Origin of the sequence: Microcystis sp. T1-4 (assembly GCF_000297435.1) — a bacterium.
Lineage (GTDB): Bacteria > Cyanobacteriota > Cyanobacteriia > Cyanobacteriales > Microcystaceae > Microcystis.
In genome coordinates, this window is sequence record NZ_CAIP01000402.1 from 1 (window position 1) to 12,574 (window position 12,574).

Here is a 12,574-nt window from a genome sequence, read left to right on the forward strand (position 1 = left end):
TAAACAATTACGAATCTCGCTCCGGTTGGGAGGATTGCGATAGGGTTCAATTAAGACAGTATTAAGGACAATTCTGCCTAATAATCCCAGATAATCGGGGTTGGGTTCGGGATTGGGGGAAAAAAATACATCTATCTGTCGGGTTTCGTCGCTGACTTCTTTGCTGATTTCGACGATTCCCAGGGGAGAAAGTAATTGTTCAAGGTAATTTTTGGCAAATTGGTCATGGGGTTTCATGGAGTGAGCAGTTAATCGATAATTCTCAATTGTATAGTTATTAAAAAAGTGGGTTATTTAAACCCACTTCTCAGGTGATGATTGGTAGTTTTTAGGATGGGAATTTTCAAACTGTGCCAGAAACTATGAGCAGCCATGGCAATTATTCTCCTTGTCAATAGTGAGCAATTGCAAGATTATACTACCTCTTCGAGAAAATCATAAATTTTGTCTAATTGTTCCAAGGTCACTAAACCGTACTGCCAGAGAATCATCGGTAAATGAATTTTATCAGATTGGATCGAGCGCTCGGCCATAGCGATCGATTCTTGGGTAAGGGACAATTCCTCTTGTAGAAATCGTCGGAATTGGGAATAGGCAATCGTGGACATAGGGGGATTTTTTCCTCAATAGTACATCTCGTAATTTTAACAAAACACCACCGATCGGTTTCAAGGACAGTTAGTCTCGCGACTGTTTTTTCTGTATCTAAGCTATCTCGATGATAGAGAGTGCTTTCCTAAAAATCGCTGGCTCTCTCAAGATAGTCCCGTTAGAGCGAGCAGAATTTTGTCTCTGTTCAATCTATACCAAGAGTGAAGATTATTCAATCTATCACTTGACCGACTATAAAAATCTTAATCGATATGGTTAGATTTTAAACAGTATCAATGCGTAATAGCTTATAAAAGCCATACTTATATTTCCGGACAAGGGACACTTTCTATAGGAAAGTTAACACCATTTTGAAAAATTAAGGTCTTGAGATAGACTCAATCTTAATTTTATCTCCTTCTTTCACTCCTAATTCTTTGGCTCGGCCCCCAGCTAGTTCGATCACTTGATTAACCATGGTGTTTGGCCCATAGACAGGACAAGGATCCACCCCACAAGGAGGGACATTGAGCAAAACTGCTTTTACTATACCATCTTTTAGAAAAATCATGTCTAGAGGAATCGAGACATTTTTCATCCAAAACCGTGCCATCAGAGGTTGTCCAAAGGGAAATAGCATACCGCGATTTTTCTCCAAAGACGAGCGATACATTAAACCCTTAGCCTGTTGTTCGGGGGTTTGAGCTACTTCTAACTCAATCATCTGACCATTAATATCTGCTTTGGCCGTGATCGGTAATATTTGCCCTTGATTCTCAGTTGTAATCTGAGCCATTGAGCTATTATTACCATTGAGATTAGTCGATTGACAACTCAGCAGCAACAAACCTAAGAATAATATTAACTTGATCTTGAGCATAAATGATTTTTTACCAGTCATCACCAATAGTTATCAATACTTAATTTTCCCAGGATAGGGGGAGAATTAAGCAGATAAGACACTAACATAAAGTGATGACAGCAAAGATAAAGATATTATTAAAAATATCCAGCCTAGGGGTGAGCATCCTTCCTTGAGGAGAGGGGCAGCTGGGCTAGAACATATATACTAAGAAAATTCTCAAAGTTGTCTGCCGATTTTCCCCCTCAATTTTGCCCTAGTGCGGCAGCAGTCGATCGCCTTCGTAGGTTAAAATACGATTTATCGATTATTGTAGGCTCAGGAGCAATCACCATGACCGCAGAAAGTATGTTATTTAATGGGCCGATCGTGGCGATCGTTCTCGTCCTCGTCGGATTAGCTTGGGGTTTTCTCCTCCTCAAAATCCAAGGTGGAGAAGCGGAATAGCTTGTTTTTCAGTTCATGGTTACTTTATTAGTAGTCATGAACTACTTTTCTCCCGTCCAAAGTAATTAAGAGAAAATCAATAACTAAAATTTTATACCCACACCTATGACCACTCCCACGATCGAGTTTTTTGTCGGTTTATCAGAAGAATTAAGCGGTGTTAGTCTCCGCCAAAATAAAAATACCGGGATTCGCAATGTCCTGATGACTTTTAAAACCCTGAAAGCGATCGAACGTTTCCAAAGTTTCACCACCCGCACCTACGGCGATCTCCGTCTCACCGATGAGGAAGGAGTGATTACAGTTATCCCCAACTCGACTAAATTTATTTTTGGAGGAGATGAAGGGGATGAAATTCAACGGGTAGAATGTGGTTTTGAAATCACCGATGAACACTGGGAGCGTTTTATGCGCTTTATGAATCGTTATGCGGCAGCCAACGGTATGGGGTATCAGGATAAGTGAGGAGACAGGAGTGGGAATTATAAATTATGAATTATGAATTATGAATTGGGGAGTGGTAAGAATAAATAAAATAATCTCCTGACTCCTGACTCCTGACTCCTGACTCCTGAATACGAATAGCCAAAAACCAGCTAAAATAAGGATAAATTTAGTCAAGAAACCATGAAAATAGCGATTACTGGGGCGACGGGATTTGTGGGTAGTCGATTGGTGGTCAAACTTTATGATCGCAGCGATGACATCCTAATTTTAACGCGCAATCCCGATAAAACCCAGAGAATTTACCCAAAGTCAATCTATCCTAAGATAGAGATTATCCCCTATATCGCCACAGAATCGGGGGATTGGCAAAAAGAGATTTCCGGATGTGACGCGGTGATTAATCTAGCGGGAGAACCGATTTCGGAACGCTGGAGCGGTGAAGTGAAACAGGCAATCGTCGCTAGTCGGCAAATCGGCACCGAGAAAATTGTCGAGGCGATCGCCAATGCCGCCCAGAAACCGAAAGTTTTAATTAACTCCTCGGCGATCGGTTACTATGGAACCAGTGAAACCGCTAGTTTTGACGAAAACAGCCCTCCCGGTGGCGATTTTCTGGCAGATGTCTGTAAAAAGTGGGAAACAGCCGCCCAAAAAGTTAAAGATTACGGCACTCGTTTAGTCATTCTTCGCACGGGTATTGTTTTAGGCAATGGGGGTGCTTTAGGGAAAATGATCCCACCCTTCAAACTTTTTGCCGGCGGACCGATTGGCAGCGGTCGTCAGTGGTTTTCTTGGATTCATCGGGATGATTTAATTAATTTAATCATCTATTGTCTCGATCGCCAGGAAATTAGCGGCACTTTCAACGCTACTGCACCCAATCCCGTCCGGATGAAAGAATTCTGTCAGATATTAGGGGAAGTAATGAAGCGTCCTTCTTGGTTGCCAGTGCCAGATTTTGCCCTCGAAATTCTCTTGGGAGAAGGGGCAAAAATCGTCTTAGAAGGTCAAGAAGTGCTGCCAAAAGCCACCCAAGCGATCGGTTTTGACTATCGTTATCCTAATCTAGAAGCGGCCTTAGAGGAAATTGTCCCGAAAATGTAGAAATCTGATAGACGAGCGGGCCGAATGCTCTCAATCTATTTTTCACTCCAGACGGGATGGGAGAATAAAGAGGCAGCCACTCTCACCCCGCGCAGTTGATTTAACAGGGGTAAATGGCCCACGGGAGCGCTTAAATCCCAGGTAAATTCTTGGGGGTATTTTGTCCAATTATTGCCATTTTTCCAGCCAATTTTCGGCCAGAGTTTCGGGAAATCTTGACCCACACCGAGCCATAATTTGCGCTGCACCGACCAACCGAATTTCCCTTCCGAATGAACCAACCAAAGATGATCAATAGTCTGAATATCCACACCGGGGAAAGCTTCTACTTCCGTAAAATAGACCCATTTTCTCTGTATTGCTCCTTCTCCTGCTAATTCACAGAGTTTTTGACGGGTGAGACTATCGGCAGTTTGAAAATCCTGTTTAGCCAATAATTCCTGTAAAAGTCGATAATCGATACCTTTAGCACTATCGAGGGGAACAACACCCGTGGGGAAATAATTAGCTAAAAATTCCTTGCTCTGAGCGCTATTATCTTGATAGAGCAATTGATAAGCCTTACCTGTCACCAGATTAACAGGAGTCGGCCGCTGGGCTAATAAAAAATCTCTCAATACAGTTAGGCCACCTTCTCCGTCCCCGGCTAATTGTGTCAGGATCTGTAATTGATTTTTCGGCGACTCGGTGGCTAATTGACTCATCTTACCGGTAATATCCTCGCTCTGTTCTTCTACTAACACGCCATTCTGGTCAGTCATATCATCACTTTTAAGACCACTCCTTCAATACTATTACCACTATTTCGGGGTCGCTGCTCGATTTTTTCCCGACAAAAAAGGGATTTTTAGCGGGTGGTTGATCGTACACTGAAAGAGAGAACTATTTTGGTTATCTAGATCACCGTCGGTCAAAATTCCCTTAACTGAATCGGGGATGCGCGGAGATTGTAACAAAATTTATCGATTTCTTGACAAAAAACACCGATCATGCTATCAACTGAACCTAAAATCAGCAATTCCGGACAAAAATATTTAGCCTATCAAGATTGTCTATCCCCGAATCAAACCCTGTTCCCCCTGACAGCCAAGGTTAATAACCGCGATTGTCTAGAAATCGGTGGTTGTGATGTGACCACCCTAGTGGAACGTTTCGGTTCACCCTTGTATATTGTCGATGAAGTCACCCTCCGCACTGCCTGTCGTCAATACCTGCAAGGTTTCCAGACTCATTATCCCGGAGAATCTAGGGTAATTTATGCCTCGAAAGCGTGGAATTGCCTGGCCCTATCGGCCGTGGTCGCTAGGGAGGGATTAGGTTTTGATGTGGTCTCGGCCGGAGAAATTCACACGGTGTTAACCGCTTTAGACCAGATCAATAAAACCGATGTGCCGATATACTTTCATGGTAATAACAAATCGATCGCCGAGTTAGAATATGCGATCAAGCATAACTGCATTATTATCGTTGATAACTGGCTAGAGTTAGAAAATCTGGTTAAATTAGGCGAAAATCGTCCTGATACCCCTATTCCGATCCTATTGCGGTTAACCCCCGGCATCGAGTGCCACACCCACGAATATATTCGCACGGGTCACTTAGACAGTAAATTTGGTTTTGACCCTCATCAAATCGAAGCGGTATTTGACTATGTTTTAGCTCATCCGGTGCTGAATTGTCTGGGTTTACACGCTCACATCGGTTCCCAGATTTTTGAACGTCAACCCCACCAAGACTTAGCCGCTGTGTTGGCAGATTGGTTTAAATTAGGTTTAGAACGGGGATTACCCCTAGAGCAATTAAACGTCGGTGGTGGTTTAGGGATTCGCTACCTCGAAAGTGATGACCCCCCAAGTATCGAGGAATGGGTGCAAGCAGTGTCCTTAGCAGTGGCTAAAGCTTGTCAGGAAAGAGGTATCGCTTATCCGCTGCTCATTGCCGAACCGGGACGCTCTCTGATTGCCACCGCTTGCGTAACGGCCTATACAGTGGGTAATCGCAAAGAAATCCCCGAAATCCGCACCTATATCGCCGTCGATGGCGGAATGTCTGATAATCCCCGACCGATTACCTATCAATCGGTTTACCGGGCCGTGGTCGCCAATAAAATGAGTCAAGAATGTCAGGAAGTGGTGACAATAGCTGGAAAACACTGCGAATCTGGGGATATTCTAATTAAGGATATTACGCTACCGAAAACCAACCCAGGGGATATTTTAGTGGTTTTAGCCACGGGGGCCTATAACTACAGTATGGCTTCTAATTACAACCGCTTACCCCGTCCGGCGGCGGTAATTGTCCAAAACGGAGAAGCCAATCTCATCCTTGAACGGGAAAACCTGGCGGATCTGCTGCGTCAAGACCGCTTACCCAATCGACTCTCCTTGATATAAACCTCATCGCCATCGTCCCCCATGTCGGGTTTTTTTCTGGACCCTCGCCGGTTATTGTCCTGGATTCTCAGCCATGGTCTGTCATTGCTAGACTTTGGGTTAGTTCTCCTCCTTACCTATATGCTGCTGCTAATTATCGGCGAGCGGCGTACTTTTTGGATGGTGCGAGGACTAATCTACTTAATGCTGGCCTCGGTGATTAGCGATGCCCTAGGATTGCGCTTGCTGGGGTTAGTCCTAGAAAAATTGATTTTAGGGTCAGCCGTGGCCATCGCTGTGATTTTTCAGTCGGAATTCCGCCGTTTTTTAGAATTATTGGGCAAAGGTCAAGTGTGGGAATTATTTAAAAAAAGTTCCCCCACTCCCAAGACCGATAATGTCATTGATGAGTTAGTGGACGCAGTGAAGGACCTATCTCAAAATCGCACCGGCGCGCTGATGGTATTAGAAACCAGTGGCAATCTCGACACCAGGGTGTTTGTCAATCCGGGGGTGGCACTCAATGGCCAGGTATCGAAGGAATTAATTCAAACTATTTTTCAAACTAAAACTTTACTACACGATGGGGCCGTATTTATTCGAGGCGATCGAGTGGTGGCCGCCGGTGTTATTCTACCCCTATCGGAGCGCAGTACCTCAAGGCAATTAGGCACCCGTCATCGGGCGGCTATGGGCATTACCGAAAGGCTAGATAATTGTATCTGTATTGTGGTTTCTGAGGAAACTGGCTCGATTTCCCTCGCGTCGGGGGGTAATCTGGACCGGCCTTTAACCAGTAGTAAACTAAAAGAGCTGCTCGAAGCGAAGTTTTCTCCGTCGGGAGAGGGGGAAGTGGTCGCACCGAGTTGGGGACGTTTAGGGCGTACAATTGGCTTAAAAGGTCGTCTAATCTTAGAAAAATTCTCCCGTTCGCCCAGCGCAACCCCCAAAGATAGAAAATGACTGTTAAACCGAGCTTATCACCAGAATTACCTACGGATTTAGATAAAAACCGTTTGCCTCAGCACGTCGCAGTGATTATGGATGGGAACGGTCGTTGGGCGAAAAATCGTGGTTTGCCGCGGATTATGGGCCATCAACGGGGAGTAGATGCGCTCAAAGACTTGCTGCGCTGTTGTCGTGACTGGGGTATTCCCGCTTTGACCGCTTATGCTTTTTCTACGGAAAATTGGGGTCGTCCCCTGGAGGAAGTAGAGTTTTTAATGACTCTATTCGAGCGGGTTTTACGGCGGGAATTGGAGGAAATGATGCAGGAAAATGTTAAAATTCGCTTTATTGGTAATTTATCAGTCTTGCCAGAGTCTTTAAGACGGGAAATTGCTAAATCTCAAGCAGAAACTAGCAAAAATTCCGGTATTCAATTTACGGTGGCGACTAACTATGGTGGCCGAGAGGAAATCGTACAAGCTTGTCGGGCGATCGCTCGTCAGGTGCAACAGGGTTTAGTCTCCCCGGAAGCGATCGATGAATCTCTCTTTGAACAGTATCTTTATACTGCCGGGATTCCTAACCCAGACCTGTTAATTCGCAGTAGTGGGGAAATGCGAATTAGTAATTTTTTACTCTGGCAAATGGCCTACGCGGAAATCTACGTTACCGACACTCTCTGGCCGGATTTCGATCGAGTGCAATTTCACCGCGCTTTAAAAGATTATCAGGGTCGTCATCGTCGTTTTGGCAAATTATAAGGGCTGCGGCCTAAATTGAGCGAAATAGCCACTGTGGAGCAGTTAAAGGACAATTCTTGATTTTTCACTTTTAATCTTAAACTCCCTGGGGCAACGGTCAAACCGCGACGAGAAGGCCGTTTGTGATCTTGTCGATTTCCCCAATACGGTAATCCGTAAATCGGCCAGAGCTAGACTTTTTCCCCGACTAAAATAAAATAGGGGGGAGAATAACTATCGACGATAAGCAGTTTTAAGATTATGGGATTCTTTGACTCAGAAGTGGTTCAACAGGAAGCTAGACAGCTATTTGAAGATTACCAGTCTCTCACACAACTGGGCAGCGAGTACGGGAAATTCGATCGAGAGGGTAAAATCATCTTTATCGATAGGATGGAGGAGTTAATGGAACGCTACAAGATATTTATGAAGCGTTTCGAGTTATCTGAGGATTTCTCCGCCCAAATGACCGTAGAACAGCTAAAAACCCAATTAGGTCAATTTGGTATGACTCCGCAAATGATGTTCGACCAAATGCAGCAAACCCTTGAGCGGATGAAGGCAGAAATTCGCTAAAATTGCCGATATTTATCGGGTATTGGCTGTCTTCTGCCCGATAATACTCTCTCGCTGTTTACTGCTCGGAAAATTGGGGTTTCTGCGGTTTTTTGAGAACAATGATCTAATAATTTTAAGTAGGTTAGCTGATGAACTCCAGGCCAGATTCAGAAGAGAATATTGATCCACCTCAGTATAGTGAAAAAACTAACCGCATTCAGGCGATCAGTCAACTGATTAAGGCGATAACCCCGTTAATTTGGGCTATAGTTGTTCTAGTGGTTATCGTGCCTCTTTTAGGGAAAATTTGGCTAGGAACTGCTGGCAATGAACCGTTAAAAACTAGGGTTGCTACCGAAACTAACCTAGAGATTCCGATCACTATACCCGAAAAATCGAACGGTCAAATCGATCGGGAGATTAGCCAAGCTTTACAGACAGCGAGAGCAAATTCTCAAACCTTTGCCCTAGTACAAATTGAGGCATGGGTGCAGGAGTTGATGACACGAGTAGATCAGAGTTTTCTGCCTTGGTATTTTAACTATTTCAATCAAAAACAATTTGAGGGCAAGGCCTTTTTAAGCGGATTATACTCCTCGATCGCTCACTGGGTCAATACAGATAATCCACCCGCAGAACAGGTGGTGGCAGAAAATTTGACCAAAACTATTCAAACCGAGTTTACCAAACGGGTAATCCGTCCCCAAGAGGCCCAATTGCGTCTAGAGAGAATTACTAGGGATACTGTTAGTTTATATGTCAATAATTTAAGCAATGAATTAGCGAATATTCAGGCCAGTTATCAAATTCCCCAAGGCAAATGGGATCGTTATCTTAGCGATATAGCCGTAACAATTCAAGATACCGAGGGCAATATTTCTAACACATCAATCAAACTTTTAGTCGGTGGTGCCACTGCTTTAGGAGTTAAATCTCTGGTCCCAGTGATGAAAGTGGGCAGCACAGTTTATTTGTCCCTAGCGGGAAAAACGGGGGCGAAAATTGCCACCAAAACCGGTGGAGCAGTAGCGAGTAGTTTTGGGGCAGAATTAATCGATCCAATCGTGGGAATTGGTTTGATAGTTTGGGATTTATGGGACTATCAGCACCGGGTAAACATTGAACAACCGATTCTGCGGGATGCCATTTTTAATTATTTACAAGAAGTCAAATACGATCTAGTCAATAACCATCAAGGTAGCGTCCTTTCATCTATTTATCAAATTGAAGCCAGTGTCAATAAATCCCTAGGCAGAACCTATTAATGTATCTTTTCACTTTCCAAGGTTTATTAACACAAGTTTAGATACTTTAAAAATGAAACTTAGAGTAAGATTTGAATCTAGAAAAATTGACTCAGCTTTGAGGTGAATTTACCGATTGTGGAATCAATTTGAAAATGGCTTATTTCGTTTTTGTAAATATAATAGTCGAGACATAAATTTTTTGATTGATTTATTAATAATTTTAATTTCTCTTCCCTTTCTTGTTGTTTTTTTATCTATTAGTGAGGACAAAGATTAAAAAGACTATCCCCCATTTCTTATGATTAAATGGCCTTAGCTGCTCATAAAGGTCAAAGGTGTTAAAGGTCTAAAGGTTACTGCCAACCGCGCAAATTAAAATAACCCAGATAAAAATCGCCCCCTTGATCTGCTAATAAACTTTTCTGTAAAATTGGCCATAAATGGGACTCAATATTATCAAAAATGCGCGGCATATTTTTAATCCGTAGGGTGCGCTCTTCGATAGCGTAACGCACCGACAATTGTGGTGGGTGATTTTGGTTATGGTGGTGGGTTACGCGTTGCTAACCCACCCTACTGAATTACTTAATCCAAACCGTTTTAACGTTGACAAATTCGCGAATGCCTTCCACACTTAATTCCCGGCCAAAACCAGAACGTTTAATACCCCCAAAGGGTAAGCGAGGATCGGATTTAACCATACCGTTAATAAACACACAACCGGCCTCAATTTCGGTAATTAAATGCTCAATTTCTTCGGGGTTATTCGTCCAGGCACTAGAACCTAAACCAAAGGGACTATCATTAGCTAAAGCGATCGCTTCCTCGATATTTTTGACTCGAAATAGTAAAGCCACAGGCCCGAAAAATTCCTCTTTTTCCCCCGGAGAACCGGCGGGAATATCGGTTAAAATCGTCGGTAGATAGAAGTTACCTTTTCCCTCTAAACGCTGACCCCCCACAAGGACTCTACCACCCATAGCGACGGTTTTTTCCACTTGAGCGGCAATTTCCGAGACGATCGATACCGTGGCCAAGGGACCGATATCAACGGTTTCATCGAGGGGATCACCCACTTTTAAAGCTTGGAATTTGGCCACTAATAACTGTTCAAATTGATCGGCGACAGTTTCCATAACAATAAACCGTTTAGCGGCGATACAAGTCTGACCATTATTTAACAATCTTGCCGTCACTGCCGTAGCCGCTGCCGCCTCGATATCGGCACTATCTAAAACGATAAAAGGATCACTACCTCCCAACTCTAAAACCACTTTTTTGATCTGTTTTCCCGCCGCAGCCGCTAAACTGATCCCCGCCGGTTCACTACCGGTTAAAGTGGCGGCTTTTACCCGTTCATCGTTAATTAAATCACTAACGCGATCGGCCCCGATCAAAAGAGTTTGAAAAGCAGCTTCGGGAAAACCGGCTTCTAATAAAATTCTTTCCACCGCTAAAGCTGATTGAGGGACATTAGAAGCGTGTTTGAGTAGGCCGACATTTCCCGCCATTAAAGCGGGTGCAGCAAAGCGAAATACTTGCCATAAAGGGAAATTCCAGGGCATAACCGCTAAAATCACCCCTAACGGTTGATAACGGACAAAACTGCGACTAGCATCGGTGGCAATCGGCACATCTTCCAGATAACCGGCGGCATTATCGGCATAAAAACGACAAACCAAGGCACATTTGAGAACTTCTGCGATCGCTGACTTGATTGGTTTCCCCATCTCTAAAGTCATGGTTGTAGCCAATGCTACTTGATCCCGTTCTAAAATATCCGCCGCTTGCCGTAACCACTGTCCCCGTTGACTGATGGCGGTGCGGCGATACTGCTGAAAAGTTGCCTCAGCCAGGGCCAATTTCGTGGCCAATTCCTCCGAGGTTAGAGGGGTAAAAGTCTTGAGAATTTCTCCCGTGGCAGGGTTAACTGAAGCGATACCCATATCCCAATTGTCTCCTATCGAGCGCTATATCTCTAGTTTAGTTCTCCAGCTGTACCGCTGCTCACCCTAATTTGGCAATCGGGATTAGGATTCAGGAGTCAGGAGATAGGAGTCAGGAGATAGGGTGATGGGGTTTTGGGGTGATAGGGTTTTGGGGTGATAGGGTGATGAGACAGCTTCCCCACTTCCCACTTCCCACTTCCCACTTCCTAATTCATAATTCTCATTTCCCCAACCCCCAACAGCTAAAACCCATCTATACGGCGCTGCTGACATAATTCGATCGCTAATTGGATCGCCGCTTGCATACTCTGGGGTCTAGCGATGCCAAGACCAGCGATATCAAAAGCCGTACCGTGGTCTGGAGAGGTGCGAACAAAAGGTAAACCGATGGTAGTATTAACAGCACAGTCAAAAGCCATTAATTTGACGGGAATTAGGCCCTGATCGTGGTATAATGCCAGATATGCGTCGGCGGGTTGCCCTGCACCGCTAAACCAAGCGCGTCCCGGTTCCACCCAAAGCGTATCGGGGGGGACAAGGCCGATTAATTGGGTTTGCGGGTATTTCTGTCCCATTGACTGCAGCCAAGGCTGTAACCAGTCCTTTTCTTCCCTTCCCAGTTTTCCCGCTTCGCCACTGTGGGGATTAAGGCCGGATATGGCGATTTTTGGGCGATCGATGCCGAAATCTAGCTTTAAAGACTCGATCAATAGGTCTAGTTTTCGGGTCATCAGATCGGGGTTAAGAGTATCGGGAACTTCTCGCAGGGGGATGTGGGTAGTGGCGAGGAGAGTGCGTAAGCTATAGCCAGTGTGAGGGGATTTAGCGACGAATAGCATCCCATAACGGTTAATTCCCGCCATGGTAGCTAAAACCTCCGTTTGACCGGGGAAATCATAACCGGCCAACTGCCAACAGGATTTGGCAATCGGACCGGTGACAATACCGTCAAATTCGCCCTTGAGGGTGCGTTTTATGGCTTCTTGCAGGTAAAGAAAGCTAATTTCACCACTATGGGCATCCCCACGCCCGCAAACGATTTTTTCTTGATTGTAGGGCAAATCGATCAGAGAAAAGCGATCGAGGAGATGGGGATCGTGATAGGCTTTTTCGAGAAGCGTTCTGGTGCCGATTAGAGTAATCTGACAAATAGACGAGATTGGGGAATCGGCGATCGCTTTCAACACCACTTCAGGGCCGATCCCGGCGGGATCACCGACGGGGATAACTAGACGGGGAATAAAATAGGCGGATTCCATAAATTTTGGCCGTCAAGATGGCTAATTCTCCCGATTAATCTGATCGTTGA

15 protein-coding genes and 1 pseudogene are annotated in these 12,574 nt (G+C 44.6%); 8 read left to right on the plus strand and 8 right to left on the minus strand.

Features of this window, described 5'->3' with window-relative positions; translation table 11 throughout:
• From MICAI_RS18565 to MICAI_RS18575, 3 genes and pseudogenes are all read right to left on the minus strand, one after another.
• Positions 1 to 237 (minus strand): annotated as a pseudogene (locus MICAI_RS18565) (flagellar assembly protein H); the annotation flags it as partial.
• Positions 238 to 413: 176 nt separating this feature from the next.
• The gene (locus tag MICAI_RS18570; RefSeq protein WP_008205831.1) at positions 414 to 608 is read right to left on the minus strand and encodes a DUF2949 domain-containing protein; all 195 of its coding nucleotides are present in this window, start codon (positions 606 to 608) and stop codon (positions 414 to 416) included.
• 362 nt (positions 609 to 970) lie between these two features.
• Positions 971 to 1,492, minus strand: a complete 522-nt coding sequence (locus tag MICAI_RS18575) for a DUF192 domain-containing protein (protein WP_008205833.1) — start codon at positions 1,490 to 1,492, stop codon at positions 971 to 973.
• Between the two features lie 294 nt (positions 1,493 to 1,786).
• On the opposite strand from MICAI_RS18575, the gene MICAI_RS18580 reads away from it, so the two are divergent.
• From MICAI_RS18580 to MICAI_RS18590, 3 genes are all read left to right on the plus strand, one after another.
• Entirely contained in the window at positions 1,787 to 1,900 is a 114-nt protein-coding gene (locus tag MICAI_RS18580) for a cytochrome b6-f complex subunit PetM (protein ID WP_002731506.1), read from the plus strand.
• Positions 1,901 to 2,005: 105 nt separating this feature from the next.
• Complete coding sequence (gene psb28, locus MICAI_RS18585) at positions 2,006 to 2,365, plus strand: photosystem II reaction center protein Psb28 (RefSeq protein ID WP_002780430.1); 360 nt, start codon at positions 2,006 to 2,008, stop codon at positions 2,363 to 2,365.
• Between the two features lie 162 nt (positions 2,366 to 2,527).
• Positions 2,528 to 3,451 carry a thylakoid membrane protein ThyD gene (locus tag MICAI_RS18590; protein ID WP_008205837.1) on the plus strand — a complete coding sequence of 308 codons (924 nt, stop codon included), beginning with the start codon at positions 2,528 to 2,530 and terminating at the stop codon, positions 3,449 to 3,451.
• A gap of 35 nt (positions 3,452 to 3,486) precedes the next feature.
• Here the strand turns inward: MICAI_RS18590 and MICAI_RS18595 are convergent, their stop codons facing one another.
• Positions 3,487 to 4,212 carry a GUN4 domain-containing protein gene (locus MICAI_RS18595; RefSeq protein ID WP_008205839.1) on the minus strand — a complete coding sequence of 242 codons (726 nt, stop codon included), beginning with the start codon at positions 4,210 to 4,212 and terminating at the stop codon, positions 3,487 to 3,489.
• Between the two features lie 228 nt (positions 4,213 to 4,440).
• Between MICAI_RS18595 and lysA the strand changes: the two genes are divergently transcribed.
• From lysA to MICAI_RS18620, 5 genes are all read left to right on the plus strand, one after another.
• Entirely contained in the window at positions 4,441 to 5,844 is a 1,404-nt protein-coding gene (gene lysA, locus MICAI_RS18600) for a diaminopimelate decarboxylase (RefSeq protein ID WP_008205842.1), read from the plus strand.
• 21 nt (positions 5,845 to 5,865) lie between these two features.
• On the plus strand, positions 5,866 to 6,786 hold the full coding sequence (gene cdaA / locus MICAI_RS18605; RefSeq protein ID WP_008205845.1) for a diadenylate cyclase CdaA: 921 nt from the start codon (positions 5,866 to 5,868) through the stop codon (positions 6,784 to 6,786).
• On the plus strand, positions 6,783 to 7,532 hold the full coding sequence (gene uppS / locus MICAI_RS18610; protein ID WP_008205847.1) for a polyprenyl diphosphate synthase: 750 nt from the start codon (positions 6,783 to 6,785) through the stop codon (positions 7,530 to 7,532). The genes cdaA and uppS overlap by 4 nt, the downstream gene beginning before the upstream one ends.
• A gap of 240 nt (positions 7,533 to 7,772) precedes the next feature.
• Complete coding sequence (locus tag MICAI_RS18615; protein ID WP_002738222.1) at positions 7,773 to 8,087, plus strand: DUF1825 family protein; 315 nt, start codon at positions 7,773 to 7,775, stop codon at positions 8,085 to 8,087.
• Positions 8,088 to 8,218: 131 nt separating this feature from the next.
• Positions 8,219 to 9,334, plus strand: a complete 1,116-nt coding sequence (locus MICAI_RS18620; RefSeq protein ID WP_008205851.1) for a hypothetical protein — start codon at positions 8,219 to 8,221, stop codon at positions 9,332 to 9,334.
• A 335-nt stretch (positions 9,335 to 9,669) separates the two neighbouring features.
• On the opposite strand, the gene MICAI_RS26570 is transcribed toward MICAI_RS18620, so the two are convergent.
• From MICAI_RS26570 to pdxA, 4 genes are all read right to left on the minus strand, one after another.
• On the minus strand, positions 9,670 to 9,831 hold the full coding sequence (locus MICAI_RS26570; RefSeq protein WP_172456663.1) for a hypothetical protein: 162 nt from the start codon (positions 9,829 to 9,831) through the stop codon (positions 9,670 to 9,672).
• A 66-nt stretch (positions 9,832 to 9,897) separates the two neighbouring features.
• On the minus strand, positions 9,898 to 11,262 hold the full coding sequence (locus tag MICAI_RS18625) for an NAD-dependent succinate-semialdehyde dehydrogenase (protein WP_008205854.1): 1,365 nt from the start codon (positions 11,260 to 11,262) through the stop codon (positions 9,898 to 9,900).
• 84 nt (positions 11,263 to 11,346) lie between these two features.
• Positions 11,347 to 11,538 (minus strand): hypothetical protein, encoded by a 192-nt coding sequence (locus MICAI_RS26050; protein ID WP_149037221.1) that lies wholly within the window; start codon positions 11,536 to 11,538, stop codon positions 11,347 to 11,349.
• A complete protein-coding gene (gene pdxA, locus MICAI_RS18630; RefSeq protein WP_008205857.1) occupies positions 11,508 to 12,524 on the minus strand; it encodes a 4-hydroxythreonine-4-phosphate dehydrogenase PdxA in 1,017 nt (338 codons plus the stop codon). The genes MICAI_RS26050 and pdxA overlap by 31 nt, the downstream gene beginning before the upstream one ends.
• Positions 12,525 to 12,574: the final 50 nt, after the last annotated feature.